Raw genomic sequence first — 26,208 nt, forward strand, 5'->3', positions numbered from 1 at the left:
GGCGGGCTTCTTGCTAAGGCGGTTGTTATCCAATAATGATGGCTGTGAAGGGGCCGTCCCCGCCGAAGGAGTCCGCGCATGTTGCTTCCCAAGCTGATGATCCGCCTTACCGGCCGCAAATGCCTGCCGGGCCTGCTCGAACACTACGACCCCGTGGCCAAGGGCGTCATGGTGGTGGAGGCGGCCCTCAAGGAATACGCCGCCTCGGGCGTGGGCGCGGCCTTCCAGGCCTTGCACGTGGAGATAGACACCCTCGAGGGCCAGGCGGACAAGATCAAGCGGCGCATCCGCAACCACCTGCCGCGCGACGTGTTCATGGAGGTCGACAAGACCCTTTTCCTCAACTACACGCGCAGCCAGGACAACATCCTGGACGCGGCCCAGGAGGCCCTCAACTGGCTGGGCATGCGCCCGGCCGAGCTTCCGGCGGAGCTGGTCACGGGCGCGCGCGGCCTGGCCCGCGAGGCCTGCCGCACGGTGGAGCTCCTGAAGGTCTGCCTGGAGGCGACCATGGGCCTCATCTACGGCGAGGGCGAGGACCGCGCGGCCGTGAAGGAGACCATCCACGAGCTGCGCCTCCAGCACCACCGGGCCACCAAGGCCAAGCGCAGGCTGGTGAAGGAGGCCTTCGAGGCCGAGTCCGGCTTCCGCGACGTCTACCAGTTCGTGAAGTTCGTGGAGCAGCTGCACGTCATGAGCCACGAGGCCGAGGGCGCGGCGGACGTTCTGCGCGCCATGATGGCCAGATAGGCCCTTCCCCGTCCCCGGCGTCCCTCCCGGGTCCGTGCGCCGGGCGCGGCTTTTCCGCGCCGCGGAACTTTTTGTTTCGCCTCCCTACGTATCCCCTTGACCTTTGCCCGAAAATAGATAGCTAGCTAATTGAATGCCGCCTATCGGTTTGAACTCTTAGTTTCCCTCAGCCCTTCCGGAGGATGTGAACCATGGCCCGTTTCGCTGGCGTGCGGGCACGCCGACTGTTTTTGCCCCTGGTGGCCCTTTTGTCCGTCTCGTTCGCCGCCGGGTGCGGCAAGGAAAGCTCCGGCCAGACGCCCGGGGCCATGCCCCCGGCGGAGGTGGTGGTGAAGACGCTCAACCCGTCGGACCTGCCCCTGGACCTGGAGTACGTGGCCCAGGTTTCCGGCTCGCGCGAGGTGCAGGTGCGCGCCCGCGTGGGCGGCATCCTGCTGCGCCGGGCCTACGAGGAGGGCGCGCGCGTGCGCCAGGGCGACCTGCTCTTCGAGATCGACCCCGAGCCCTTCAAGGCCGCCCTGGAGCAGGCCAAGGGAGCCCAGGGCCAGTCCGAGGCCAGGCTCGCGCGGGCCAAGCGCGACCTTGAGCGCATGCGCAAGCTGCGCCAGGCCGACGTGATCAGCCAGAAGGACATCGACGACGCCCAGACCGAGTTCGAGGCCGCCTCGGCCGAGGTGCGCACGGCCCAGGCCAAGGTGCGCGAGGCGGGCATCAACCTGGGCTACACACGCGTGGAGGCCCCCATTTCCGGCGTCACCAGCAAGGAGACCCGCTCCGAGGGCAGCCTGGTCAGCGCCACGGCCGATTCGAGCCTTCTGACCACCATCAACCGCATCGACCCGGTGTACGTCAACTTCTCCATCCCCGGGGCCGAGTCCATGAAGTTCCGCAAGGACCGCGCCGAGGGCAGGGTGGCCTTCGTGAAGGGCGACGACTTCGATGTCGTGCTGATCCTCTCCGACGGCACGCGCTACCCCCACCCGGGCCGGGTGAACTTCATGGACACCCAGGTGGACACGCAGACCGGCGTGGTCAAGGCGCGCGCCGAGGTGCCCAACCCGAACGGCGGGCTTTTGCCCGGCCAGTTCGTGCGCGCCAGGCTGGAGGGCGCGGTGCTCAAGAAGGCCATGACCGTGCCCCAGGGCTCGGTGCTGCGCACGCAGCAGGGCCCCATGGTCTGGGTGGTCAACGCCCAGAACGTGGTGGAGCCCAGGCCCGTGACGCTTGGCGCCACGATCGGCAACGACTACCTGCTCGAGGGCGGCGTGGCCCCCGGAGAGCGCGTGGTGGTCGAGGGCGTGATCAAGGTCCGCCCCGGCGCGACGGTGAACCCGCGCGACGCCGGACAGCCCGCCGCCCCGGCGGCCAAGCCCCAGGCCGCTCCCGGCCAGGCCGGCTAGGCGGGGAGTGAAAGCATGCTCGCGCGCTTTTTCCTGAACCGCCCCATCTTCTCCACGGTGCTCTCGCTGGTCATCGTCCTGGCGGGGCTCGTGGCCATGAACTCGCTGCCCATCTCGCAGTACCCCAACATCATCCCGCCCGAGGTGCAGGTGCGCGCCACCTACCCGGGCGCGAGCCCCGAGGTCATCGCCCAGACCGTGGCCGCCCCCCTGGAGCAGCAGATCAACGGCGTGGACCGCATGCTCTACATGCGCTCCACCAGCGCGGGCGACGGCTCCATCTCCATCTCCGTGGTCTTCGCCGTGGGCACCGACCCGGACCAGGCCACCATCAACGTGAACAACCGCGTGCAGTCCGGCCTGACCATGCTGCCCGAGGAGGTGCGCCGCCAGGGCGTGACCGTGAGCAAGAAGTCCTCGAACTTCCTGCAGGTCCTGACCATGGACTCCCAGGAGGGCCGCTACGACACGGTGTTCATCAGCAACTACGCCCTGGTGAACGTGCTCGACGAGCTGCGCCGCCTGCCCGGAGTGGGCGACGCCGTGATCTTCGGCAACCAGGACTACTCCATGCGCATCTGGCTTCGGCCCGACAAGCTGGCCCAGCTCAAGCTGACCCCCGGCGACGTGGCCGCGTCCGTGCGCGAGCAGAACGCCCAGTACGCGGCCGGGCGCATCGGCCAGGAGCCCACGGCCCAGCGCGTGGACATCAACTACATGGTCACCACCAAGGGCAGGCTGACCACGGTGGAGGAGTTCGAGAACATCATCCTGCGCTCCGAGCCGGACGGGTCCTCGCTCAGGCTCAAGGACGTGGCCCGCGTGGAGCTCGGCGCGCGCGACTACAACTTCTCCGGAAAGCGCAGCGGCAAGCCCACCGTGCCCATGGGCGTGTTCCTGGCCCCCGGGGCCAACGCCCTGGCCACGGCCGAGGCCGTGAAGGCCAAGATGGACGAGCTCTCCGTGCGCTTCCCGGCGGGCATCGGCTACTCCATCCCCTACGACACCACCAAGTTCGTGCGCGTCTCCATCCACGAGGTCGTCAAGACCCTGGGCGAGGCCATGCTCCTGGTGTTTCTGGTGGTCTACCTGTTCCTGCAGAACTTCCGGGCCACGCTCATACCGTTCCTCGCAGTGCCCGTGTCCATCGTGGGCACGTTCGCGGGCATGTACGCGCTCGGGTTCTCGATCAACACGCTCACGCTCTTCGGCATGGTCCTGGCCATCGGCATCGTGGTGGACGACGCCATCGTGGTGCTCGAGAACGTGGAGCGAATAATGCGCTCCGAGGGCCTGCCTCCGCCCCTGGCCACGGCCAAGGCAATGGAGGAGGTGACCGGGCCGATCATCGCCATCGTGCTGGTGCTCTGCGCCGTGTTCGTGCCCGTGGCGTTCATGGGCGGGCTCACGGGCGAGCTCTACAAGCAGTTCGCCATCACCATCGCGGTCTCGGTGGTCATCTCGGGCATCGTGGCGCTCACGCTCACGCCCTCGCTGTGCGCCATCCTGCTGCCCGAACTGCACCACGCCCCGCGCGGCTTCTTCCGCCACTTCAACGACTGGTTCGACGGCGTGACCAACGGCTACGTCTCGGGCGTGCGCTTCCTCATGGCCAAGCCGCTGGTTGGCCTTGGGCTCTTCGGGCTCTTGTGCCTGGCCACCCTGTGGTTCTTCAAGCTGGTCCCGGCCTCCATGCTCCCGGACGAGGACCAGGGCTTCGTCATCGCGGCCACCATCCTGCCCGACGGCGCCTCGCTGGCGCGCAGCCGGGAGATCACGGCCGCCGTTGACGCCATGACGCTCAAGGACCCGGCCGTGGCCGACGCGGCGACCTTCGCGGGCTACGACGCCCTCACCGGCGCGCAGCGCTCCAACTACGGCACGTCCTTCATCACGCTCAAGCCCTGGGACGAGCGCAACGCGCCGGGGCTTAGCTCCTTCGACCTGGTCAAGCGCATCTTCGGCTTCGGCATGACCCTGCCTTCCGGGCTCGTGCTGGCCTTCAACCCGCCGCCCATCAGCGGCATGAGCACCACCGGCGGCTTCGAGGCCTACGTGCAGAACCGGGGCGAGGGCGACAGCAAGGACCTGGCGGCCATGACCTCCAAGCTCCTGGCCGCGGCGGCCAAGCGCCCCGAGCTCACGCGCGTCTCCACCACCTTCGGCGCGGACGTGCCCCAGCTGCACGTGGAACTGGACCGCGACAAAGCCAAGGCCCACGGCGTGAGCGTCTCCAGCGTCTTCGAGGTGATGCAGTCCACGTTCGGGGCCTACTACGTCAACGACTTCAATAAGTACGGCCGCACCTTCCGGGTCACGCTTCAGTCCGAGGCCGAGTACCGCGACAGGCCCGAGGCCCTGCGCGACGTGTACGTGCGCTCGGACAACGGCGAGATGATCCCGCTGCCCGCCCTGGTCAAAGTCGCCCAGTCCAGCGGCCCGGAGGTCATGGAGCGCTTCAACGTGTTCCCGGCGGCCAAGGTCATGGGCTCGCCCGCCCCGGGCTACAGCTCGGGCCAGGCCATGACGGCCATGGAGCAGGTGGCGGCCGAGGTGCTGCCCCAGGAGTACAGCCTGGCCTGGTCGGGCTCCTCCTACCAGGAGAAGGCCGCCGGGGGCTCTTCGTGGCTGGTGTTCTCGCTGGGCATCGTCATGGTCTTTCTGATCCTGGCCGCGCAGTACGAGAAGTGGTCGCTGCCCGTGGCGGTGGTGCTCTCCGTGCCGTTCGCCGTGTTCGGCGCTATCCTGGCCACGTGGGCCAGGGGGCTCTCCAACGACATCTACTTCCAGGTGGCGCTGGTGACCCTGATCGGCCTGGCGGCGAAGAACGCCATCCTCATCGTGGAGTTCGCTGCCGTGCGCTTCAAGGAGGGCCTCTCCCTGGGCGAGGCCGCGGCCGAGGCGGCCAGGCTGCGCTTCCGGCCCATCGTCATGACCTCCCTGGCCTTCGTGCTGGGCTGCGTGCCCCTGGCCATCAGCACGGGCGCGGGCGCCAACAGCCGCCACGCCATCGGCACGGGCGTCATCGGGGGCATGCTCGGGGCCACGCTGCTCGCCCCGTTCTTCATCCCGCTGTTTTTTAAGCTGATCATGGGGGCCGCACAGATGATCAAGCGTAGCGGCAGGGCACGGCAATGACCGCCAAGAGGCCGATCCCGCCCGTGGTCAGGGACGGGGCCGAGGGCTTCGCGCTCACGGTGAGCGAGGTGTCCAAGGCCTTCAGGGCGCGCATGGACGAACGCTTCAAGCCGCTCGGGCTCTCTCGCGCCACGCTCAGGGTCATCGGCGCCCTGGCCTGCAACACCAGGCCCCTGACCCAGCGCGAGCTGGCCGAGGCCATCTTCGTCGAAGGCCCCACCCTGGTCAGGCTTCTGGACAAGCTGGAGGCCACGGGCTGGGTCAGGCGCGAGCTGGTGCCCGGCGACCGCAGGATGAAGCACGTGATCCTGACCGACATGGCCACCCCGGTGATCGAGGAACTCGTGCGCACGGCCGTGGGCATCGAGAAGGAGATCCTGCGCGATCTGCCGGAGGAGGACATCCGCCTGGCGCACAGGGTGCTGCTCAAGGTGCGCGACCACCTGGGCAGGCTCCAGGGCGGCGAGGGCCACGGCAGGGCTGGCAAGGCGGGCGGCAAGTCCGTGGCGTGAGGCCCTCGCGGGCCGGAAACATACTCGAGGCCCCTCTCCGGTCAGCCGGGGAGGGGCCTTTTTGCGTCCCCAGCGGCGCGGAGGGAAGGGAGGGCAGATATTTTTCATACTGTAGGGGTATTGTATTGTGCCGTGTGTGACAAAAAAGAAACAAACGCTCCGCCACGTCGCCACCGGGCTTTGGGAAACCCGCACGGGCCACCGATTGGCGTGGGGTCCCGCTTGCGGCGAGAGTTTCCCGTACGCGACAACATTGGTACGCACAGCGGAACGGCGTGAAAAAAAGTTTCCATAATGTAAATTCCTCCGAAGCCGCGAAAAACGCCGGATTTCGTTGACTGGCCTTGGTTTAGCGGCTACTTTGCTTCATTTTTCCCCTCTTGACGAATTCTCCGATTATACACATTCTCCCCTTCCCGCTTCAAAATTGCCCAGGCCACCCATGCCGCGTGGGCACACTCGGCCCGCAGTTCGAAGGGGGAGCGGGCCGGGGCACCGAACCAGCGGCGCCCGCCGTACCCCTCCAAAACGACCCAAAGAGGTGACCGTCTTGGCCTTCGCCCCCATAAACAAGAACTACCACGACTTCTACGTCGTCCGGGACAAGGACGCCTGCATCAACTGCCAGGTCTGCGTGCGTCAGTGCTCCTACGGCGTCCACTTCTGGGATGAGGCCCGCCAGTGCGTGCGGCACGACAACACCAAGTGCATCGGCTGCCACCGCTGCGAGGCCCTGTGCCCCACCCAGGCGCTGCTCATCCAGGAGAAGCCCTCGAACTTCAAACCCAACGCCCTGTGGCGGCCGGTGTTCATCAAGAACATCTACAAGCAGGCCGATTCCGGGGGCGTGCTTCTGGCGGGCATGGGGTCGCCGGTGGACATACCGGTGTACTGGGACAAGCTGCTCCTGGACGCCAGCCAGGTCACCAACCCCTCCATCGACCCGCTGCGCGAGCCCATGGAGCTGCGCACTTACCTGGGCTCCAAGCCCACGGAGCTCCAGTTCGAGGAGACTCCCGAGGGCCCGAGGCTGAAGACGGACCTCAAGCCCAACATCAAGCTCGACATCCCGATCATGTTCTCGGCCATGAGCTTCGGGTCCATCAACTTCAACCTGCACGTGGCCATGGCCCGCGCCGCCACCGAAGTGGGCACCTACTACAACACCGGTGAAGGCGGCCTGCACCCCTCGCTGTACAAGTACGGGGCCAACACCATCGTGCAGGTGGCTTCCGGCCGCTTCGGCGTCCACCGCGACTACCTGAACGCGGGCGCGGCCATCGAGATCAAGATCGGCCAGGGCGCCAAGCCCGGCATCGGCGGCCACCTCCCGGGCGAGAAGATCAACGCCAAGGTCTCCGAGACGCGCATGGTGCCCATCGGCTCCGACGCCATCTCCCCCGCGCCGCACCACGACATCTACTCCATCGAGGACCTGCACCAGCTCATCTACGCCCTCAAGGAGGCCAGCGACTACAAGGCCCCCGTGTCCGTGAAGATCGCGGCCGTGCACAACGTGGCCGCCATCGCCTCGGGCGTGGTGCGCGCCGGCGCGGACATCGTGACCATCGACGGCATGCGCGGCGGCACGGGCGCGGCCCCGGCCATGATCCGCGACAACGTGGGCATCCCCATCGAGCTGGCCTTGGCCTCCGTGGACCAGCGCCTGCGCGACGAGGGCATCCGCAGCCAGGCCTCCGTGGTGGTGGCCGGCGGCACCCGCTGCTCGGCCGACGTGGTCAAGGCCATCGCCCTGGGCGCGGACGCGGTCTACATCGCCACGGCGGCGCTTCTCTCCGTGGGCTGCACGCTCTGCGCGCGCTGCTACACCGGCAAGTGCCCCTGGGGCATCGCCACCAACGACCCCTACCTGGCCAAGCGCCAGAACCCCGATATCGCCGCCAAGAAGATGGCCAACCTGATGAAGGCCTGGGCGCACGAGATCGAGGAGATGCTTGGCGGCATGGGCCTCAACTCCATCGAGAGCCTGCGCGGCAACCGCGACAAGCTGCGCGCCGTGGGCCTGAACCAGGTCGAGCTGGACACCCTGGGCGTCAAGGCCGCCGGGAGGTAACGAGCCATGAAGAAGATCTATCCCAACAAGGAAGTGTGCATCGGCTGCCACCTGTGCGAGGTGGCCTGCCTCACCGCCCATTCCAAGACCAAGGACACCATCCTGGCCCACACCGTGGAGAAGGCCCAGGACGGCCTGTCCGCGCGGCGCAGCGTGGCCCAGGAGGGCCCCGTGTGCGTGGCCCTCTCCTGCCGCCACTGCCAGGAGCCCATGTGCGTGGCCGCCTGCATCTCCGGCGCGCTGACGAAAAACCGCGAGACCGGACGCTGCGAGTACAACGAAGAGCAGTGCGTGGGCTGCTGGTCCTGCCTGATGGCCTGCCCGTTCGGCTCCATCCGCAGGCACCCCTTCAAGGAAAAGATCGTCAAGTGCGACATGTGCGCCGGACGCGACATGCCCGCCTGCGTGGAAGCCTGCCCCAACGCGGCCCTGGTCTTCGAAGACCGCGGCAAGGACTAAAGGGAGAAGCGCGATGAAATACGTTATCGTGGGCAACGGCGTCTCCAGCGTGGGCGCCATCGAGGGCATCCGCAGGGTGGACCCCGACGGCGAGGTCATGGTCATCTCCGAGGAGAGCACCCCCACCTACGGCCGCCCGCTGATCTCCTACCTGCTGGCCGGAAAGATCGGGCCCGAGCGCATGCAGCTGCGCCCCGTGACCTTCTACGACAAGAACAAGGTGAAGATGATCCTGGGCACCAAGGTGACCGGCATCGACGCCAAGGCCAAAACGGTGGCCACGGCCGACGGCCACAACTACCTCTACGACAAGCTCCTGGTGGCCACCGGCGGCGTGCCCTTCGTGCCGCCCCTGCCGGGCAAGGACGGCCCCGGGGTCTACACCTTCACCACCCTGGCCCACGCCGAGACGCTCATGGACGTGGCCAAGAACTGCAAGGACGTGGTGGTGATCGGCGGAGGCCTCATCGGCCTCAAGGCCGCCGAGTCCCTGCATGACCGGGGCGTGAAGATCTCCATAGTGGAGCTCGCCCCCCGCGTGCTCTCGGCCGCGTTCGACGACAAGGCCGGGAACCTGGTGGCCAAGCGCCTGGAGGAAGTGGGCATCAGCGTGCACTGCTCCACCCAGGCCACCGAGATCACCCGCGGCGAGGACGGCCAGGTCAAGGGCGTGATGCTCAAAAACGGCACGTTCATCCCCTGCCAGGCCGTGGTCATCGCCATCGGCGTGGTGCCCGCCTCGGCCCTGGCCAAGGACGCGGGCGTGAAGGTGGACCGGGGCATCCTGGTGGACGACATGCTGGCCTCCTCCGACCCGGACATCTTCGCGGCCGGCGACGTGGCCCAGGCCCGCGACCTGATCCTGGACGAGAACCGCGTGGTGCCCATCTGGCCCAACGCCTTCAACCAGGGCTTCTACGCGGGCAAGAACATGGCCGGGGCGCAGAGCCCCTACACGGGCGGCCTGGCCATGAACTCCATCTCGTTCTACGGGCTGCCCACCGTCTCGGTGGGCGTGGTCAATCCCGCCCCGGGCGAGGCCGGGATCACCGTCTCCGACGACCTGGACGAGGAGCACGGCACCTACCGCAAGCTGGTCTTCAAGGACGACAGGCTGGTGGGCTACGTGCTGCTGGGCGAGATCGACATCGCCGGGCTCTACACCGGCTTCATCCGCTTCAAATTCCCCCTGGACGCGCCTACCAAGGACAAGCTCGTGAAGGGACAGCCCTCCATCCTCCAGTGGCCGGAAGGCTTCTTCGACGAGCAGTTCAACCCCGTCGGCGCGCAAGAGATCGTTTAAGGAGACGCTACAGCCATGAAGGCTCCAGAAAGATATTACGACTTCGAAAAGGACATCTCCGGGTGCGGCGTCTTCGGTGTCATCAACACCAAGCGCGAGCTCATCAACGGCTCCATGCCCATCCAGGCCATGTGCACCATGCACGACCGGGGCAACGGCCTGGGCGGCGGCTTCGCGGCGTACGGCATCTACCCCGAGCACGCCGACAAGTACGCCTTCCACATCATGGCCGACACCCAGGAAGGGCTCGACCGCGCCGAGGAGCTGGTGAAGCAGTTCTTCACCATCCACGAGTCCCAGCCCATCCCCACCCGGCCCACCCCGGTCATCAAGAACCCGCCCATCGTCTGGCGCTTCTTTTTGACTCCCAAGCAGGGCATGGACAGGCCCATGTGGCGTTCCAACGACGAGAAGGACTACATCGTCAACGTCATCATGCACATCAACAAGAAGACCCCGGCCTTCGTCTTCTCCTCGGGCAAGAACATGGGCGCCTTCAAGGGCGTGGGCTTCCCCGAGGACATCGCCGAGTTCTTCCGCCTGGACGAATACAACGCCTACATCTGGACCGGGCACAACCGCTTCCCCACCAACACCCCGGGCTGGTGGGGCGGGGCGCACCCGTTCACGCTGCTGGACTGGTCCATCGTGCACAACGGCGAGATCAGCTCCTACGGCATCAACCGCCGCTACCTCTGCGAGCACGACTACGAGTGCACGCTCATGACCGACACCGAGGTGGTGGCCTACGAGCTGGACCTTCTGGTGCGCAAGCACGGGCTGTCGCTGCGCATGGCCTCCTGGGTCTTCGCCCCCCCGTTCTGGGACGAGATCGCCCGGATGCCCGAGGAGCAGCGCAAGGCCTTCGAGGCCCTGCGCATGGTCTACGGCTCGGCCCTGCTCAACGGCCCCTTCGCCATCCTGGTTTCCGACGGCACCTGCCTGATGGGCCTGAACGACCGCATCAAGCTGCGCCCGCTGATCATCGCCGAGCGTGGAGCCAACGTGTTCATGTCCAGCGAGGAGTCCTCCATCCGCGACGTCTGCCGCGAACTGGACACCGTCTGGGCCCCCAAGGCGGGCGAACCCGTCATCGTGAAGCTGGAAGACTAAGAGGACGCGACATGCTGCTCGATGCCGACAACATCTACTACCGTGAATTGAACAAGCAGATCCGCGAACTGGTGGCCAAGGGCGAGACCGAGTTCGAGATCGTCAACGTGCGCGGCCAGCGCTACATCGCCGACGGCCTGGACGGGGAGTTCAGGTTCCTCATCCACGGCGTGCCCGGCCAGGACATGGCCGCCTTCATGCGCGGGCCCTACATCCGCGTGGAGGGCAACGCCCAGGACGGCGTGGCCAACACCATGGACGACGGCCTGGTGGTGATAAACGGCATGGCCGGCGACGTGGTCGGCTACGCCATGCGCGGCGGCAAGGTGTTCATCAAGGGGGACGTGGGCTACCGCGTGGGCATCCACATGAAGGCCTACAAGGAGAAGTTCCCGGTCCTGGTCGTCGGCGGCAAGGCCGGCGACTTCCTGGGCGAATACATGGCCGGGGGCGCGATCATCCTCCTGGGCATGACCACCGGCAAGCCCGACGCGCCCATCTGCGGGCGCTCCATGGGCACCGGCATGCACGGAGGGGCGATCTACGTGCGCGGCGAGGTTCCCCTGGAGCAGCTCGGCCCCCACCTGAAGGCCGAACCCTGCGACGAGGAGGACATGAAGGTCATCGTCCCCAACCTCGAACAGTACTGCGGGGAATTCGGGGTTGACTTGAAGGCCGTTTTGGCTGAACCCTTCCAGCGCGTGAAGCCGTTCTCCCATCGCCCCTACGGCAACCTGTACGTCGCCTGCTAGGGCCTGGGAAACACGTAACCTACCCACTGGAGGATTCAATGTTGCTGACCAGCGTGGCCTACGCCATGGGCCAGCCGCCCGCGGGAGCGGATGGCGCGCAGGGCGGACTGATGTCTTTCCTGCCTCTCATCCTGATGTTCGTGATCTTCTACTTCCTGCTCATCCGTCCGCAGCAGAAGAAGCAGAAGGAAATGCGCGAGATGCTGAAAAACCTCAAGCGCGGCGACCGCATCGTCACCGGCGGGGGCATCTACGGGCGTATCGAATCCATCACCGACGACAAGGTGAATGTCGAGATCGCCCCCGGGGTGGTCATCACCGTGATGCGCAGCTACGTGGCCGGACTGGCCGACCTGGTCCAGGCCCAACAGCCCAAGAAGGACGCCAAGAAGGCCGACAAGAAGCCCGAGGCGGCCGAAAAGCCCGAAGAGAAGAAGGAAGACAAGCCGGAAGAAAACAAGTAAGCCGGTTCTGCCTCACCTTTTGACCATTTGCGAAGGGGGAACCTGGGGTTTCCCCTTTTCGCGCGTGAAGGAGCGTGCATGTCCAGCCTGTCCTGGCGTCTCATCATCGTTGCCGTGGCCCTCGTCCTGGGCCTCATGTTCACCTTGCCGTCCGTGGATTCCGTCCGGGAGTCGCCTCTGGGCAGGATACTGCCCGCCAAACAGGTCAGCCTCGGCCTCGACCTCAAGGGCGGCATTCACCTGACCTTGGGCGTCGACGTGGAGAAGGCGCTCAGCAACTCCCTCTCCCAGACCGGGATCGACATCAAGGCGGCCGCCCAGGAGAAGGACATGGCCGTGATCCGGCAGAACCTGCTGGATTCGCGCCACATCGAGTTCGTGCTGGCCAACCCGGAGAAGAAGGCCGAATTCGACGACATCCTCAAGAAGCAGTTCACCGGCACGCGCGTGGACAAGACCGAGACCGTGGACGACGGCAAGGTCAAGTACGTGCTGTCCTTCAGCCCGGAATACCTGAAGAACCTGGAAAACCTCACGGTGGACCAGGCCGTGAAGACCATCCGCAACCGCATCGACCAGTTCGGCGTGGCCGAGCCCGACATCCGCAAGCAGTCCTCGGACCGCATCCAGATCCAGCTGCCCGGCATGCAGGACCCCGACCGCGCCATCGCCCTGGTGGGCAAGACCGCGCACCTCGAGTTCAAGATCGTGGACGAGTCGGCCGACCCGCTCAAGGCCGCCAAGGGCGTGCTGCCCCCGGGCCGCGAGCTGATAATGGAGCGCGTCTCCACCGGGCCCAAGCCCACCGACGTCACCGAAAAGCCCCTGGTGGTCATGTCCCAGGCGGTGATGACCGGCGAACACATCGCCGACGCCCGGGTGAGCTTCGACAACAACAACAACCAGCCCTACGTGGGCCTGACCTTCACCTCGCGCGGGGCCAAGGTGTTCGAGCGCATCACCGGCGAGAACATCAAGAAGCGCATGGCCATCATCCTGGACGGCAAGGCCTACTCGGCCCCGGTGATCCAGGACAAGATCGCGGGCGGCAGGGCCCAGATCACCGGCCGCTACTCCGAGACCGAAGCCCGCGACCTGGCCGTCGTGCTGCGCGCCGGCGCGCTGCCCGCCCCGGTGAACGTGCTCGAGCAGCGCACCGTGGGCCCCTCCCTGGGCCAGGAGTCCATCGACAACGGCGTGGTGAGCGTGGGCGTGGCCTGCGCGGCCATCGCGCTGTTCATGCTGGTCTACTACGGGGTCTCGGGCGTGGTGGCCAACATCGCCCTGATGTTCAACATCGTGCTGATCATGGCCGGCCTGGCCATGTTCGGGGCCACGCTCACGCTGCCCGGCATCGCGGGCATCATCCTGACCATGGCCCTCTCGGTGGACGCGAACATCATCATCTTCGAGCGCATCCGCGAGGAGATACGCCTGGGCCTGCCTTCGCGAGCTTCCATCAAGGAGGGCTTCTCGCGCGGCACCCTGACCATCCTGGACGCCAACGTGACCACGGCCATCGCCGCCGTGGTGCTCTACGAGTTCGGCACCGGCCCCATCAGGGGCTTCGCCGTCACGCTGCTGCTCGGCATCGTGGCCTCCATGTTCACGGCCATCTTCGTCAGCCACACGCTCATGGACCTGTGGATGAACGGCAGGAAGGCCGAGACGCGCCTCTCCATCTAGAGGGGCGCGGACCCGTTCGGACGCTTAAGGCGCGGCTTCGGCCGCGCCTTTTTGTTTTCCCGTTCGGGGCGGCGCGCCCGACGGTGTTTCCGGCGGAAAGGACGAGGCGCGCGGGCGGAGGGAATCATGAAAGCGCAATCTTGATTAATTCGGAGATGAATGGGATAGGGCGTTCACTACGTGTTTTTCCGCAGGCGAGCATTTCGCATCGATGCAGCCCGTTCCGCATCAAGTTGTTCGACTCGTTCCGGCATGCACACCCCCGGCGGGTTGCCGAGAATGAAGCATGGAGACTGTCATGGTCGAATGCGACTTGAGCCGTGGGGGAGCGAGGCTCCCCTGGGATGCGCTCTTGGCCGAAAGCGGCAGGGTTCACGAGTGCCTGGGCGCCCTTTTTTCCATCGTTCCGAGCCCCGTGATGGTCGTCAACAGATTCCTGCAGACCGTCTACGTCAACGACGCTTTCCTCTCGCGTTTTTCAAGAACCCTGGGCGAGGTTCTCGGCCTGCGCATAGGCGACCTGCTGTGTTGCCCCTCGGCCGTGGAATCCCTGAGCGGATGCGGCACCAGCCCGTCGTGCCCTGCATGCCCCGCGATGCGGGCCTTCTCCGCGGCGTACAACTCGCGCCGGGCCGTCGCCGGGGTTGAGCTCGCCTGCAGGCGCGAGAACAGGGTCAGCCTCTGGGGCGTGAGCCCCATGGCCGTGGAAGGCGAGCTCCACGTGGCCTGCGTGCGCCAGCCGTGAGGCGCGCCGCCGCCTCCCCTCACTGCCGCACGTAGACCGCGAAGCCGCGCGGGGGCGCGTAGAACACGGCCCTGCCGGAATCGCCGGTCCACTGGTCGCGCGGGGAAGCCATGTCCAGGGCGCTCCACCAGGCCTGCGCCGCATACCTGCCGCCGGGCCTACCCGTATCCACCTCGCAGCCGCGCCAGCGGCCGTCGTTGTTCAGCAAGAAAACGAGCCCGGGCCTGCCCTCCAGGCCCATCCTCTCCATCACGTAGAGCGACTGGTCCGCCTGGTGCACGCGCGTGCGCCCGTTGGCGTGGCTGGCGTTCAGCGCAACCAGCGCGTCCAGCCCGTTGGGGCTGCCCGGCATGGCCAGCCCGTAGTTGAAGTAGTCCTTCCAGAACACGCAGGGGTAGCCCTCGTGGGCCAGGATGAAGGCGTAGGCCAGGAGCTTGTCGTTGACGATCTGGTCCGGGGCGGAGCCGCCCCGGAAGTCGTGGTTGTCCACGAAGGTCACTGCCTTGGCCGGGTGCGAGCGGTAGAGGAACTCGGGTTTGCACAGCCCGCGCAGGTCGTGCCCGAAGCTGTCGCAGAGGGCCTTCAGCTCCCAGCGCAGGGGAAAGTCGAAGGCGCAGACCGGGTTGTCGCTGAAGGCGTTTGCGTCGTCCAGCCAGTCCGCGATGGTGCGCGCGTCGTCCCAGCATTCGCCCACGCCGAAGGGCCTCACTTCGTCCCCGCCCCGGCGATAGCGGTACTCCTGGATGCTCTTTATCAGCCATGTGCCGTAGCCCTTGACGAAGTCGTAGCGGAACCCGTCGAACCCGATATCCTCCACCAGCCAGCGCGCGAGCTCCAGCATGTTGGCGTAGACGTGCGGGTGGCGGTGGCAGAGGTCCGGCATGGAGCCGAAGGCCTCGTTGTCCCAGTGCTCGTGGCGGCAGGGGTGGAAGTGGGACTTGTCCCGGGCGAAGCGGCCGCTGGCCGGGGTGAAGCGGGTCCAGCGCTCCTGGCCGTCGATGTCGTTTCGTTCCTTGCCGTCCGCGCCGTTGTTGTGGTTGAGGACCATGTCCGCGTAGACCTGCACGCCGCGCGCGTGGGCTTCGCGCACGAGCGCCTCCAACTCGCCGCGCGAGCCGAAGAGGGTCTTTTCCCCGCCTTTCTGCTCGTACTCGCCCAGGTCGAAATAGTCGTAGGGGTCGTAGCCCATGGAGACGCCGCCCACGTTGCCCGCCTTGTGCACGGGCGGCAGCCACAGGGCCGTGAACCCGGCTGCGGCCAGGGCCGCGGTCTTCTCGCGCACCTTGTTCCACCAGAGCCCGGGAACGTTCTCCTGGACGGGGCAATCCCAATAGAAGGCCTGCATCATGACGCCCACGGCGCACCTCCTCGCGAGGGGACGCATCGCGCGATCAGGAATGAGGGATGATGACGCCTGACTACCCCTTCGGGGGGCCTGATGCAACCGCGATCCGTTTCCGGAAGGGGCGGCGCCCTTCCGGAAACGGGCCGCGAAGCTTCAGTTCACCCGGTAGTGGCAGCCCAGGCTCCTGGTGTTGCGCATGGCCGCCAGGGTGATGATGTAGGCCGCCTGGCAGCCGTGGAACAGGTCCACGATGGGCTTGGAAAGGGGGGTCTCGCGGTAGAAGTCGTGCAGGTGGACGTTCAGGTCCCGCAGGTCCTCGAAGGCGCGCTTGAGGCGCGACGCCGTGCGGTGGATGCCCACGTAGTTCCACATGGTGGTCTTGATGGTGGTCCAGTCCTGGCTGATGAGCGCCGGGTCCTCGTTGCGGTCCTGGCCGGGGCTGACCCAGTCCGGGATGGAGTCGGCCAGCTTTCGCCCGATGGTGGGCTTGGCCCCGAAGCGCGACCCGATGTAGGAGCCAGCGCTCACGCCCCAGACCACGCACTCCAGGAGCGAGGTGGAGGCCATGCGGTTGGCCCCGTGCACGCCCGTGCAGCTGCACTCGCCCACGGCGTAGAGCCGGTCCACGGTGGTGCGCCCGTGGGCGTCCACGAGCACGCCCCCGCAGGAGTAGTGCGCGGCCGGGACCACGGGAATGGGCTGGGAGGCGATGTCGATGCCGATTTCGGAGCATTTCCCGGCGATGCCCGGGAAGCGCCTGGCCACGTCGGCCACGTGGTTGGCCGCGTCCAGGAAGACGCAGTCCTCGCCGGTTTTGAGGAGCTCCTCCATGATGGCCCGGGTGACGATGTCGCGCGGGGCCAGGTCGGCGCGCGCGTCGTAGCGGGACATGAAGGCCTCGCCCTTGCTGTTGACGAGTTTCGCGCCCTCGCCGCGCATGGCCTCCGTGATCAGGAACCTGCGCTCGGCGCGGTGGAAGAGGGCGGTGGGGTGGAACTGGATGAACTCCATGTTCATGTAGCGCGCGCCGCAGCGGTAGGCCATGGCCACGGCCGAGCCCACGCAGGCCCGGGTGTTGGTGGTGTGCAGGTAAATCTGCCCCACGCCGCCCGTGGCCAGCACCGTGTAGTCCGCCAGGATGGTCTCCACGGCCCCGGAGAGCTCGTTGAACACGTACGCGCCCAGGCACTGGTTCACCAGGTGGTACTTGTATTCCAGCAAGGAGGCGTGGTGGTGCGAGGTGAGCACGTCCACGGCCGTGCGCCGCGTGAGCACGGTGATGTTGGGGTGGGCCTCCACGGCCGCCACCATGTGCTGCATGATGGAACGGCCCGTGGAGTCCGCGCAGTGCAGGATGCGCGGCAGGCTGTGGCCGCCCTCCTTGGTCAGGTGGAAGCCGCCGTCCTCTGCGCGCTCGAAGGGCACGTTCAGGCGCTCGATGAGGAGCTGGCGCACCACCTCGGGGCCCTTGCGCGAGAGGAAGCGCACGGCGGCCAGGTGATTGTGCTTCCAGCCGCAGGTGAGGATGTCGCGCTCCAGGAGCTTGGGGCTGTCCTCGGGGCTCGTGTAGACGATGCCCCCCTGGGCCAGGGAGGAGTTGCCGTCCGTGAGCCTGTCCCCGGCGCACAGGAGCACCACCTCGCGGCCCTGGTCGGCCAGGGTCAGGGCGGCGGCGCATCCGGCGGCGCCAGAGCCGATGATCAGCACCTGTGTCTTCATGCGGTAATGGTACATCGTGCCTCCCCCGTGCCGGGCCTACCTGTCCGCGTCCACTTCAGTGACCGGGAGCAGTTCCCGCAGGTGTTTGGGGTCCATCCGGGCCAGGGCCCCGCGCTTGCCCGCGTTGATGTAGATGGCGGGCAGGGCGAAGATGCTCTTCTGGGCGCAGACGCGCAAGGCCTTGCGCGTGCCGAAGGGGGAGATGCCCCCCACCTGGTAGCCGGTATGGCGCTGGGCCGCCTCCTGCGAGCAGGGAGAGACGGCCTTGACCTTGAGTTCGCGCGCCAGCCCCTTGAGCGAGACCTCGCGGTCGCCGTGCATGAGCACCAGGAAGGGCTGCTTCGCTTCGTCCTCGAAGACCAGGGTCTTGATCACGGCGTGCTCGTCCACGCCGAGCTCCACGGCCGCGCGCGTCGTGCCCCCGTGGTCCTCGTACTCGTAGAGGCGGACCTCGAAGTCCACGCCCTTGGCCTTCAGCAGGCGCGTGGCGGCCGTCACCGGCGGCTTGGCCGTCACGCCGCGTCCTTGCGCGCGCTCATTTGGCGCAGGCCTCGAGCATGCGCGTGAGCGCGAGCCTGGCGGGCTCCTTCAGGGCCTCGTCCACCGTGACCTCGGGCGCGCTGTCCAGCGTGGCCAGGAGTTTGGCCAGGTTGGGCTCCGTGACCTTCTCCATGTTCGAGCACGTGGAGTAGGTCAGCGCCCTGATCTCCTTCACTCCCCGGTACTTCTGGGCCAGGCGGTTCACCAGGTTGTACTCGGTGCCGATGTAGATCACGCTGCCCTCGGGGGCTCCCGCCACGTACTTGATGATGAACGACGTGGACCCGCAGGCGTCGGCCAGGGCCACTGTGTTGGGGTGGCACTCGGGGTGGACCACCACCAGGCAGCCCGGGGACTGCTCGCGGGCCTTGCGCACGGTCTCGGGCTTGAAGCGCGAATGGATGACGCACTGGCCCGGCCAGCACAAAAGCCTGGCTTGCGCGGCCTTCTCCAGGTTCACGGCGCGGCCGTGCTCGCGCACGTCCACGATGTGGCGCTCCTCCTTGGGCAGGCCGATCCAGTCGGCCGCGTTCAGGGCCAGGCGCACGTCGGGCAAGAAGAGCGTGCGCGGGCCTTGCGCCAACGCCCAGGTGAGCATGGTCTTGGCGTTGGCCGAGGTGCACACCGACCCGCCGCGCTCGCCCACCAGGGCCTTCACGGCCGCCGAGGAGTTCACGTAGGTCAAGGGCGTCACCCCGAGCCCGCCCGCGTCGAGGGTGTCCAACACGGCGCGCACCAGCCAGGCCGGGGCCATGTCGGACATGACGCAACGCGAGTTCATTTCCGGGATGAACACCTTCTGGCCGGGCCTGGCCAGGATGGCGGCGGTCTCGGCCATGAAGAACACGCCGCAGAACACGATGTGCCGGGCGTCCAGGTCGGGGATCTTCCGCGAAAGCTCGAGGGAGTCCCCGGTGTGGTCGGCGTGGCGGGCCACGGCGTCGGACATGTAATGGTGCGCCAGGATCACGAGGTCCTTGCCGAGCTTGGCCCGGGCCTCCTCGATGAAGGCGTTGTGGTCTTGTTGGGTCATGTATGTGCTCCTTCAGGCCGGAACGATCTGCATGCTGAAGTCGGCGTAGGGCGCGGAGTGGGTGATGCGCCCCACCGAGACGAAGTCCGCCCCGATGGCCGCCAGCCGGGGCAGCGCCTCCAGCGTGACGCCTCCGCTCAACTCGGTCTCGATGCCTTCGGGGATCAGCTCGAGGGCTTCGCGCATCTGTTCCGGGGTCATGTTGTCGAGCATGATGCGCTCGGGAGAGAGCGCCACGGCCTCGCGGACCTCCTCCAGGGTGCGGCACTCCACCTCCAGGGGCACGGTGCCGGCAGGATGGGCGCGGCGCACGGCCTGGACGGCCGGGGTCACGCCGCCCGCGCGGTCGATGTGGTTGTCCTTCAGCATGAGCATCTCGGACAGGTCGCGGCGGTGGTTCAGCCCTCCGCCCACCAGCACGGCGTACTTCTCGGGATGGCGCAGCCCGGGCAGGGTCTTGCGCGTGTCCAGGAGTCTGGTGCGCGAGCCTTCGAGCGCGGCGACGTAACGCGCGGTCAGGTTGGCTATGCCCGAGAGGTGGCAGAGGAAATTGAGGATCACGCGCTCGGCCTTCATGAGCCCGGCTGCCGGGCCCTCGAACACGGCGGCGAGCGAGCCCGGGGCCAAGAGGTCCCCGTCGCGGCAGCGGTAGTCGCGAAGCGTGGCCTCCAGGATGCCCATGCGCTCAAGCACCACGTCCGCGATGGGCAGGCCGGCCACCAGGGTGCGCTCCTTGGCGATGATGCGCGCCTTGAGGCGGTCGGAACCCAGGAAGACCGCCTCGGCGGTCAGGTCGCGCCCGTCCTCGTCCAGGGCCAGGTCCACTGCCCGGATCAGGAAGTCTCGGGCGTGGCCGGAAAAGAAGGTGTCGAAATCCGTCATGGTGATTGGGGAGGATAGCACCAACGCGTTGAAATAAGAAGAGGAGTGAAGCAAATCACAATCCGGGCCGGGTCGTTCATTCCTTCACGATCACGCTGGCCTCGGGGTTGAAGGGGTTGGTCCTGGCCGCCAGGTAGAAGAGGTACGGGTAGGACTGCTTGAGGTAGGCCGCGTAGGCGAGCCACTGCCTGCTCAAAAGGCCGTAGACGCGGGTGATGTCCACCGCCAGGTGGCGCAGGTCGCTCTCGGGCAGCACGGAGAGGTCGGCCGGGCGGTTCAGGAGCTCGTCGCGCAGGTGGTAGATGGCCCGCAGGGTGTCGGAGAATATCTCGTGCTCGCCGATGTTGGGGTTTTCCAGCAGGCGCAGGAGTAGGTCGGACTTTTCGGCCAGCAGGGCGCGCATCCCGGACAGGTCGGCCTGGGCCGCGTCCATGGCGAACGAGTGGGCGTCCAGGAGCGCCTGGGCCTGCCTGAACCGGGCGGGCGTCCAGGCGGCGTCCACGCCGAGCTTGCCGTCGAGCTCCGCCGCGTTCGGGTCGGCCGCGACCATGCGCGTGAGCAGGGCCAGGCCCATGTCGGAAAAGAAGATCCCCCGGATCATGTTGCGCTTCTCGCGCTTGGCCTTTTCCTGGCGTCCGGCGAAGACCGAGTCGGCCACGGTCTCCACCACGCCCACGAAGGTGCCCACCCCGGCGAAGATGAGCGCCACGGCGATGAGCTTGCCTTCCGGCGTCCAGGGGTGGATGTCGCCGTAGCCCACGGTGCTCATGGTCACGATGGTGAAGTAGAACGAGTCGAAGAGCGAGTGCCCCTCGGCCAGGCTGAAGCCCAGCGTGCCCCCGGCGACGGCCAGGGCGAACAGGCTCCCGAAGACCAGCAGGCGCGTGTTGCGAAGCATCACCGCCTCACGAGCCCCGCTTCTTCTTCAGGCCCCTGAAGCGCGCGGCCAGCTTGGGCTCCTCGCCCTGGTCCTTCTCCTGGTAGAAGCCCAAGCCCGTGAGCTCCGGGGGCATGTACTCCTGCTCCACCCAGGCCCCGGGGTAGGCGTGGGGGTACTTGTAGCCCTCGCCGAAGCCCCACTGGCGCTGGAGCTTGGCCGAGGGATTGCGCAGGTGCAGGGGCACCGGGAGCACCCCGTGGGCCGTGACCTCCTTGCGCGCCGCGAGGTAGGCCGCGTAGGCGGAATTGCTCTTGGGGGCCAGGGCCAGGTAGACAGTGGTCTCGGCCAGGGGGATGAAGCCCTCGGGCATTCCCACCATTTCCACGGCCTGCTGGCAGGCCACGGCCAGGGGCAGGGCGCGCGGGTCGGCTAGGCCCACGTCCTCGGAGGAGGAGAGGATCAGGCGGCGGCAGACGAAGCGCGGGTCCTCGCCGGATTCGAGCATGCAGGCCAGGTAGTAGAGCGCGGCGTCCGGGTCCGAGCCCCGGATGGACTTGATGAACGCCGAGGCCAGCTCGTAGTGCTGGTCCCCGTCGCGGTCGCCGCGCACCACCTGCTCGGGCAGGCTGTGGCGCAGCTCGGAGACTGCGCGCTTCTCCAGGGGCAGCTGGGAGGTGAACTCCAGAAGGTTCAAAAACGTCCTGGCGTCGCCGCCGGACATGGCGGCCAGGAGCTCCACGCTCTCCGGCGAGAGTTCGAGCTTGAGGGCTTCGAGCCCGCGCGCGGCCACCTGCATGATCTCCGCGTGGGAGAGCGGGCGCAGGCGCATGACGTGCAGGCGCGAGAGAAGCTGCCTGGTCACGGAGAACGAGGGGTTCTCGGTGGTGGTGGCCAAAAGCGTGATGTCCCCGTGTTCGAGCAGGGGCAGGAAGAAGTCCTGCTGGGCCTTGGAGAAGCGGTGCAGCTCGTCCAGGATCAGGATCTCCTTGCCCTCGATGAGCGTGCGCAGCTGGGAGAGCCCGGCCTCCGGGGCGCTGACGCGCACGAAGGGCACGCCCTTCTCGCGGGCCAGCAGGATGGCCAGGGTGGACTTGCCGCAGCCCGGCGGGCCGTAGAAGAGCAGGCTCGGAAGGCGCTTGGCCTTGAGCATGGCCTGGAGCCGCGTGATCACGTGGGCCTGGCCCGTGAACTCCTCGAAGCTCGCCGGACGGATGAGATGGGCGAGAGGGGGCATGGTTTTCACCTAAGGGTTGGAGCCCGGGTTGTCACCTCCGGGCCCTGTGCTGTCAGTGGCAGCGCACCTGGTCGCGGCCTTCGCGCTTGGCCTCGAGCAGGGCGTGGTCGGCCTTGTCCAGCAGCTGGAAGGGGGTGTCCTCGCAGCCCGGGGGCGCGCCCGCGCAGCCGATGCTCACCGTGGCCCCGCCGGCCGAGGCGGCCGCGCCTTCCCCGCGCACGCGCTCCAGGATGCGCCGGGCGATGGCCCGGGCCTCGCCGCTGTCCGCGCCCTGGAGCATCACCGCGAACTCGTCGCCGCCCATGCGCCCGACGATGTCGCCCTCGCGCACCTGCGAGGTCACGGCGCGGGCCACGGATTTCAGCACCTCGTCGCCCTGGGCGTGGCCGAAGCGGTCGTTGATGGACTTGAACTGGTCCACGTCCAGGTAGAGCACGGAGAAGTCCCTGCGGGCGTCCAGCAGGGTCTGGGCCGCGTCCACGTACTTGTCCACGAAGCCGCGCCTGTTGAGCACGCCGGTGAGTTCGTCGGCCATGGCCTCGTCCATGAGCCTGCGCTCGTCCAGGCGCTGACGGGTGACGTCGTGCAGGAAGGCCAGGATGGCGGCCGAGCCGTCCCACTCGATGCCCACGATGTTGGCCTGCAGGCGCATCCTGCCGTGCGCTCCGGAGCCCGAGCCGAACTCGATGCAGCGGGCCTGGCCCAGATGGGCCATGGCGTCCTCCATGGCCTTTTCCACATCCGCGCGATCCTCGGGGTGGACGAACTCGGAGAACACCGAGAGCGAGAGTTCCTCCTCGTTCATGCCGGTGAGCTCCAGGAACTTGCGGTTGTGCAGCTGGTAGAGGCCGTTCTGGATCACGGCGATGGGCTCGCTGGCGTTGAGCACGAGCAGGCGGTAGCGCTTCTCGCTGCGCGCCAGCGACGTCTCGGCGGTCTTGCGCCGGGCGATCTCCTCCTGGGCGGTCTGGAGCTCGATGCGCAGCTCCGTGAGCTCCTGGAGGATGGCGAACACGGGCCTGTGCGGCATGCTCACCCCGGCGATGCCGTTCTGCCAGGCCAGGTAGGCCCAGAGGATCGGCGCGGCGAAGAAGGTGATGATCAGCCGGCTGAGGAAGGTGCCGCTCAGGATGGAGACGAAGCCCTCCGTGCCGCCGAAAGCGCCGGTGTTGAAGAGCAGCACGTCCAGCCACATGACGCCGAGAAGGGTGAGGAACGCCTTGGCCCACAGGGGTATCTTGCGCGTTCGCCCGTGCAGGTACTCCCAGCTCACGGCCAGGAACACCAGGTCCGCCAGCGTGGTGAGCACCGAGGCTGTGTTGATGCGCAGGCTTGGTATGGGCACCAGGGCCAGGGGCACGGTGCTCGAGATGCGGGTCTGGAAGTGCAGCACCAGCGAGATGACGGGCACCAGGGCCGAGACGCCCACCACGGTGAGGATGGCCACGCGCGTGGCCCGGGGGCCGTCGAACACGTAGACCACGAACACGCCGAGCAAAAGCGAGGTGTAGAAGACCGTGGAGCCCACCAGGAAGGTCACGTCGCCGAGCTTCACGACCACCCCGGCGTCCGTGACCCAGGACATCACCGCCGTGAGGCTGCCCAGGAGCGAATAGAAGAAAGCCAGGCCGAAGCGGTGGCGCAGCGAATGCGACCAGAGAACGAGGCCGTAGACAGTAAAGGCTTCGGCCGCCAGAATCCATGCGTTCATCGAGGGGTGCTCACTCGGCTAGCTGGTTGGCCCCCCACCAGGACAGGCCCAGGCACAAGAGCGCGGCTGTTTCCCAGCGCAACGGGCGGGGGCCCAGGGTCACGGCGGAAAAGCCGGAGCCGGTGAAAATTTCGGCCTCTTCCCTGGTCAACCCGCCTTCGGGGCCGAGTACGAAAACACGGCTGCCCGGCGCGGTCAAGTCCGTCGCGCCGAGGCCGCGCGTCACGTCCCTGGATTCCCACGGCAGGTAGCGCCCGGCGAAGCCCCGGCAGCGCTCGCTGATCCCGGCGGCCCCGCCCTGGACCATCTCGATGGCGGGCAGCCAGGGGTTGCCGCACTGCTTGGCCCCGGCCACGAGCTGCGCCCGCCAGGTGTCCTTGGGGGCCTCGGGCATGGCCCCCTGGCTCCTGGAGGAGCGCCAGAACATGATCCCGGCGGCCCCCAGTTCCGAGGCCTTCTCCATGAGCCAGCCCCGGCGCGAGGACTTGTTCCAGCCCAGGGCCAGCCAGGTGCGCACGGCGGGCTCGGGGGCGGTGGCCTGCGATTCGAGGCTGAGCGTCACGCCGCCCTTGGCCTGCTCCAGCACGAACACGCCCTCGCGCCCCTGGCCGTCGAACAGGCGCAGGCGAGCGCCCGGGGCCAGGCGCAGCACCTTGAGCGCGTGTCTGGCCTCGTCGCCCTCCAGGGTATAGGGCGGCGTCCATTTGTCCGGGGGCAGGTAGAAGGAGTCCAGTCTGGCCATGGCGTGCCGCGTAATGTGTGTGGGGCGGTTTCGTCCGCCCCGGTGTTCGCGCCCGTGGGCTTACTTGTCGAGCCCCATGAGCTCGAGCACCCAGAACGAGAGGTAGGCCACCAGGGCCGAGGCCGGGATGGTCAGCACCCAGGCCACCACGAGGTTCACGGCCACGCCCCAGCGCACGGCGGAGAAGCGCTTGGACGCGCCCACGCCGATGACCGTGGTGGAGATGGTGTGCGTGGTGCTGATGGGCGCGCCGAGCAGGGAAGCGCCCATGATCACCCCGGCTGCGGAGGTCTCGGCCGCGAAGCCGTGGATCGGCTCGAGCTTGAAGATCTTGTGGCCCATGGTCTTGACGATCTTCCAGCCGCCCATGGCCGTGCCCAGGCCCATGGCCAGGGCGCAGCTGGCCTTGACCCAGACGGGGATGGCCACCTCGGTCTGGTAGCCGAAGATCACCAGGGCCAGGGTGATGATGCCCATGGTCTTCTGGGCGTCGTTTAGGCCGTGGCTGGTGGCCATGAAGGCCGAGGAGAGTATCTGGAGCTTCTTGAAGGCCGTGTTCACGGTCCTGGGGTGGGCCTTCACGCACGTCCAGGAGAGCAGCACCATGAGCACGTAGCCGCAGAAGAAGCCCGCCAGGGGCGAGAGCACCAGCGGCAGGATCACCTTGCTCAGGATGGAGTTGTAGCTCGGGGCGTCCCAGCCCGCGTAGGCGATGGCCGAGCCGATGAGCCCGCCGATGAGCGCGTGCGAGGACGACGAGGGGATGCCCAGGTACCAGGTGAGCAGGTTCCAGAAAATTGCCCCGAAGAGGGCCGCGAGCACGAGTATCTTGCACCCCGCGACCATGTCCGGCCCCACGATGCCGCTGCCCACGGTCTTGGCCACCTCCGTGCCCAGAAACGCCCCGAAGAGGTTGAGCGCGGCGGCCATGAGCACGGCCGTGCGCGGGGAGAGCACCTTGGTGGAGACCACCGTGGCGATGGCGTTGGCCGAGTCGTGCGCGCCGTTGGTGAAGTCGAAGATCAGGGCGATCAGCACCACCAGCACGAGCAGGAAGGGGATCTCAGGCATGCTTGAGCATCACCCCTTCGAGCACGTCGCTCAACCGTTCGGCCCGCTCCACGGCCTGCTCGATGCGGCCGTAGATGTGGTTCCACTTGATGATGTGCAGGATCACGCCGGAATCGTCGGGGTTCTGGTCCTTGGCCTCGTAGAGTTCGCCGAGCCCCACCAGGAGGAGCATCTCGCACTCGTACTTGTGGGCCTTGATGCGCTCGATCTCGTCCTTGGCCGAGCTGCGCTTGGAGAGCCTGTCCAGCACGTGCCCGGCCTCCTCGATCATGATCTTGAGCGAGCGCACCAGCCTGCGCGAGGGGTAGAGCACCTCGCCGCAGTCGAACAGGCCGATGCGCGTGGCCGTGGCCTTGATGATGTTGATCAGCGATTCCTGGGTGATGTTGATCTGGTGGATGTCCTCGCGGTCCAGGGGCGTGATGAACGTGGAGGAGAGCTCCGTGGCGATGCGCCGCGATATCGAGTTGGCCTCGGCCTCGATGATGTTGATGCGCGTGCAGCGGTCCTCGACGTCCTCAAGGGAGTGGAACAGTTCGTCCAGGATCGTCACCGCCTTGATGAGCTTGCGGTTCTGGTCCTTGAAGAGGTCGTAGAACTTCACTTCCTTGGGAAAAAGGCTGAATCCCATGCGGGCTCCTTGGGTGACGGAAAG

At 67.2% G+C, this 26,208-nt stretch carries 23 protein-coding genes; 12 read left to right on the forward strand and 11 right to left on the reverse strand.

Features of this window, described 5'->3' with window-relative positions; genetic code table 11:
* Positions 1 to 78: 78 nt before the first annotated feature.
* From ACZ5V4_RS15975 to ACZ5V4_RS16030, 12 genes are all read left to right on the forward strand, one after another.
* Positions 79 to 750: a DUF47 domain-containing protein gene (locus ACZ5V4_RS15975; RefSeq protein ID WP_464315865.1), complete on the forward strand. Its 672-nt coding sequence runs from the start codon at positions 79 to 81 to the stop codon at positions 748 to 750.
* Positions 751 to 941: 191 nt separating this feature from the next.
* Complete coding sequence (locus tag ACZ5V4_RS15980) at positions 942 to 2,150, forward strand: efflux RND transporter periplasmic adaptor subunit (protein ID WP_464315866.1); 1,209 nt, start codon at positions 942 to 944, stop codon at positions 2,148 to 2,150.
* A 15-nt stretch (positions 2,151 to 2,165) separates the two neighbouring features.
* Complete coding sequence (locus tag ACZ5V4_RS15985) at positions 2,166 to 5,288, forward strand: efflux RND transporter permease subunit (protein WP_464315867.1); 3,123 nt, start codon at positions 2,166 to 2,168, stop codon at positions 5,286 to 5,288.
* Positions 5,285 to 5,800, forward strand: a complete 516-nt coding sequence (locus ACZ5V4_RS15990; protein WP_464315868.1) for a MarR family winged helix-turn-helix transcriptional regulator — start codon at positions 5,285 to 5,287, stop codon at positions 5,798 to 5,800. The genes ACZ5V4_RS15985 and ACZ5V4_RS15990 overlap by 4 nt, the downstream gene beginning before the upstream one ends.
* Positions 5,801 to 6,350: 550 nt before the next feature.
* Positions 6,351 to 7,874 (forward strand): glutamate synthase-related protein, encoded by a 1,524-nt coding sequence (locus ACZ5V4_RS15995; RefSeq protein WP_464317843.1) that lies wholly within the window; start codon positions 6,351 to 6,353, stop codon positions 7,872 to 7,874.
* Between the two features lie 6 nt (positions 7,875 to 7,880).
* Entirely contained in the window at positions 7,881 to 8,333 is a 453-nt protein-coding gene (locus tag ACZ5V4_RS16000; protein ID WP_464315869.1) for a 4Fe-4S dicluster domain-containing protein, read from the forward strand.
* Positions 8,334 to 8,346: 13 nt separating this feature from the next.
* Complete coding sequence (locus tag ACZ5V4_RS16005; protein ID WP_464315870.1) at positions 8,347 to 9,636, forward strand: NAD(P)/FAD-dependent oxidoreductase; 1,290 nt, start codon at positions 8,347 to 8,349, stop codon at positions 9,634 to 9,636.
* A gap of 15 nt (positions 9,637 to 9,651) precedes the next feature.
* Positions 9,652 to 10,749 carry a class II glutamine amidotransferase gene (locus ACZ5V4_RS16010; RefSeq protein WP_464315871.1) on the forward strand — a complete coding sequence of 366 codons (1,098 nt, stop codon included), beginning with the start codon at positions 9,652 to 9,654 and terminating at the stop codon, positions 10,747 to 10,749.
* A gap of 11 nt (positions 10,750 to 10,760) precedes the next feature.
* Positions 10,761 to 11,501 (forward strand): GltB/FmdC/FwdC-like GXGXG domain-containing protein, encoded by a 741-nt coding sequence (locus ACZ5V4_RS16015; protein WP_464315872.1) that lies wholly within the window; start codon positions 10,761 to 10,763, stop codon positions 11,499 to 11,501.
* A gap of 38 nt (positions 11,502 to 11,539) precedes the next feature.
* Positions 11,540 to 11,965, forward strand: a complete 426-nt coding sequence (yajC, locus tag ACZ5V4_RS16020; protein ID WP_464315873.1) for a preprotein translocase subunit YajC — start codon at positions 11,540 to 11,542, stop codon at positions 11,963 to 11,965.
* 78 nt (positions 11,966 to 12,043) lie between these two features.
* On the forward strand, positions 12,044 to 13,651 hold the full coding sequence (gene secD / locus ACZ5V4_RS16025) for a protein translocase subunit SecD (RefSeq protein WP_464315874.1): 1,608 nt from the start codon (positions 12,044 to 12,046) through the stop codon (positions 13,649 to 13,651).
* A 298-nt stretch (positions 13,652 to 13,949) separates the two neighbouring features.
* The gene (locus ACZ5V4_RS16030) at positions 13,950 to 14,396 is read left to right on the forward strand and encodes a PAS domain-containing protein (RefSeq protein ID WP_464315875.1); all 447 of its coding nucleotides are present in this window, start codon (positions 13,950 to 13,952) and stop codon (positions 14,394 to 14,396) included.
* Between the two features lie 19 nt (positions 14,397 to 14,415).
* On the opposite strand, the gene ACZ5V4_RS16035 is transcribed toward ACZ5V4_RS16030, so the two are convergent.
* From ACZ5V4_RS16035 to ACZ5V4_RS16085, 11 genes are all read right to left on the reverse strand, one after another.
* Positions 14,416 to 15,744 carry an alpha-amylase family glycosyl hydrolase gene (locus ACZ5V4_RS16035; RefSeq protein WP_464317844.1) on the reverse strand — a complete coding sequence of 443 codons (1,329 nt, stop codon included), beginning with the start codon at positions 15,742 to 15,744 and terminating at the stop codon, positions 14,416 to 14,418.
* Between the two features lie 150 nt (positions 15,745 to 15,894).
* Positions 15,895 to 17,475 carry an L-aspartate oxidase gene (gene nadB / locus ACZ5V4_RS16040; RefSeq protein ID WP_464315876.1) on the reverse strand — a complete coding sequence of 527 codons (1,581 nt, stop codon included), beginning with the start codon at positions 17,473 to 17,475 and terminating at the stop codon, positions 15,895 to 15,897.
* Between the two features lie 21 nt (positions 17,476 to 17,496).
* Complete coding sequence (locus ACZ5V4_RS16045) at positions 17,497 to 17,976, reverse strand: aminoacyl-tRNA deacylase (protein ID WP_464315877.1); 480 nt, start codon at positions 17,974 to 17,976, stop codon at positions 17,497 to 17,499.
* A 19-nt stretch (positions 17,977 to 17,995) separates the two neighbouring features.
* Complete coding sequence (gene nadA / locus ACZ5V4_RS16050; RefSeq protein ID WP_464315878.1) at positions 17,996 to 19,033, reverse strand: quinolinate synthase NadA; 1,038 nt, start codon at positions 19,031 to 19,033, stop codon at positions 17,996 to 17,998.
* A gap of 12 nt (positions 19,034 to 19,045) precedes the next feature.
* A complete protein-coding gene (gene nadC, locus ACZ5V4_RS16055) occupies positions 19,046 to 19,915 on the reverse strand; it encodes a carboxylating nicotinate-nucleotide diphosphorylase (protein ID WP_464315879.1) in 870 nt (289 codons plus the stop codon).
* Between the two features lie 76 nt (positions 19,916 to 19,991).
* Positions 19,992 to 20,813: a potassium channel family protein gene (locus ACZ5V4_RS16060; protein WP_464315880.1), complete on the reverse strand. Its 822-nt coding sequence runs from the start codon at positions 20,811 to 20,813 to the stop codon at positions 19,992 to 19,994.
* Between the two features lie 7 nt (positions 20,814 to 20,820).
* Entirely contained in the window at positions 20,821 to 22,029 is a 1,209-nt protein-coding gene (locus ACZ5V4_RS16065; RefSeq protein WP_464315881.1) for a replication-associated recombination protein A, read from the reverse strand.
* Between the two features lie 52 nt (positions 22,030 to 22,081).
* On the reverse strand, positions 22,082 to 23,740 hold the full coding sequence (locus ACZ5V4_RS16070; RefSeq protein ID WP_464315882.1) for a diguanylate cyclase: 1,659 nt from the start codon (positions 23,738 to 23,740) through the stop codon (positions 22,082 to 22,084).
* 10 nt (positions 23,741 to 23,750) lie between these two features.
* On the reverse strand, positions 23,751 to 24,482 hold the full coding sequence (locus ACZ5V4_RS16075; protein ID WP_464315883.1) for a 16S rRNA (uracil(1498)-N(3))-methyltransferase: 732 nt from the start codon (positions 24,480 to 24,482) through the stop codon (positions 23,751 to 23,753).
* A gap of 60 nt (positions 24,483 to 24,542) precedes the next feature.
* Positions 24,543 to 25,553: an anion permease gene (locus ACZ5V4_RS16080; RefSeq protein WP_464315884.1), complete on the reverse strand. Its 1,011-nt coding sequence runs from the start codon at positions 25,551 to 25,553 to the stop codon at positions 24,543 to 24,545.
* Positions 25,546 to 26,184, reverse strand: coding sequence for a DUF47 domain-containing protein (locus ACZ5V4_RS16085; protein WP_464315885.1), 639 nt, complete (start codon positions 26,182 to 26,184; stop codon positions 25,546 to 25,548). The genes ACZ5V4_RS16080 and ACZ5V4_RS16085 overlap by 8 nt, the downstream gene beginning before the upstream one ends.
* Positions 26,185 to 26,208 lie beyond the last annotated feature (24 nt).

The sequence above is a fragment of the Fundidesulfovibrio sp. YSD1 genome (assembly GCF_055397115.1).

Bases quoted from the DNA above. Each gene is read 5' to 3' on its own strand.
- ACZ5V4_RS15975 (WP_464315865.1), top strand. From the start codon at position 79: ATGTTGCTTCCCAAGCTGATGATCCGCCTTACCGGCCGCAAATGCCTG.
- ACZ5V4_RS15980 (WP_464315866.1), top strand. From the start codon at position 942: ATGGCCCGTTTCGCTGGCGTGCGGGCACGCCGACTGTTTTTGCCCCTG.
- ACZ5V4_RS15985 (WP_464315867.1), top strand. From the start codon at position 2,166: ATGCTCGCGCGCTTTTTCCTGAACCGCCCCATCTTCTCCACGGTGCTC.
- ACZ5V4_RS15990 (WP_464315868.1), top strand. From the start codon at position 5,285: ATGACCGCCAAGAGGCCGATCCCGCCCGTGGTCAGGGACGGGGCCGAG.
- ACZ5V4_RS16000 (WP_464315869.1), top strand. From the start codon at position 7,881: ATGAAGAAGATCTATCCCAACAAGGAAGTGTGCATCGGCTGCCACCTG.
- ACZ5V4_RS16005 (WP_464315870.1), top strand. From the start codon at position 8,347: ATGAAATACGTTATCGTGGGCAACGGCGTCTCCAGCGTGGGCGCCATC.
- ACZ5V4_RS16010 (WP_464315871.1), top strand. From the start codon at position 9,652: ATGAAGGCTCCAGAAAGATATTACGACTTCGAAAAGGACATCTCCGGG.
- ACZ5V4_RS16015 (WP_464315872.1), top strand. From the start codon at position 10,761: ATGCTGCTCGATGCCGACAACATCTACTACCGTGAATTGAACAAGCAG.
- yajC (WP_464315873.1), top strand. From the start codon at position 11,540: ATGTTGCTGACCAGCGTGGCCTACGCCATGGGCCAGCCGCCCGCGGGA.
- secD (WP_464315874.1), top strand. From the start codon at position 12,044: ATGTCCAGCCTGTCCTGGCGTCTCATCATCGTTGCCGTGGCCCTCGTC.
- ACZ5V4_RS16030 (WP_464315875.1), top strand. From the start codon at position 13,950: ATGGTCGAATGCGACTTGAGCCGTGGGGGAGCGAGGCTCCCCTGGGAT.
- ACZ5V4_RS16035 (WP_464317844.1), bottom strand. From the start codon at position 15,744: ATGATGCAGGCCTTCTATTGGGATTGCCCCGTCCAGGAGAACGTTCCC.
- nadB (WP_464315876.1), bottom strand. From the start codon at position 17,475: ATGTACCATTACCGCATGAAGACACAGGTGCTGATCATCGGCTCTGGC.
- nadA (WP_464315878.1), bottom strand. From the start codon at position 19,033: ATGACCCAACAAGACCACAACGCCTTCATCGAGGAGGCCCGGGCCAAG.
- nadC (WP_464315879.1), bottom strand. From the start codon at position 19,915: ATGACGGATTTCGACACCTTCTTTTCCGGCCACGCCCGAGACTTCCTG.
- ACZ5V4_RS16060 (WP_464315880.1), bottom strand. From the start codon at position 20,813: ATGCTTCGCAACACGCGCCTGCTGGTCTTCGGGAGCCTGTTCGCCCTG.
- ACZ5V4_RS16065 (WP_464315881.1), bottom strand. From the start codon at position 22,029: ATGCCCCCTCTCGCCCATCTCATCCGTCCGGCGAGCTTCGAGGAGTTC.
- ACZ5V4_RS16070 (WP_464315882.1), bottom strand. From the start codon at position 23,740: ATGAACGCATGGATTCTGGCGGCCGAAGCCTTTACTGTCTACGGCCTC.
- ACZ5V4_RS16075 (WP_464315883.1), bottom strand. From the start codon at position 24,482: ATGGCCAGACTGGACTCCTTCTACCTGCCCCCGGACAAATGGACGCCG.
- ACZ5V4_RS16080 (WP_464315884.1), bottom strand. From the start codon at position 25,553: ATGCCTGAGATCCCCTTCCTGCTCGTGCTGGTGGTGCTGATCGCCCTG.
- ACZ5V4_RS16085 (WP_464315885.1), bottom strand. From the start codon at position 26,184: ATGGGATTCAGCCTTTTTCCCAAGGAAGTGAAGTTCTACGACCTCTTC.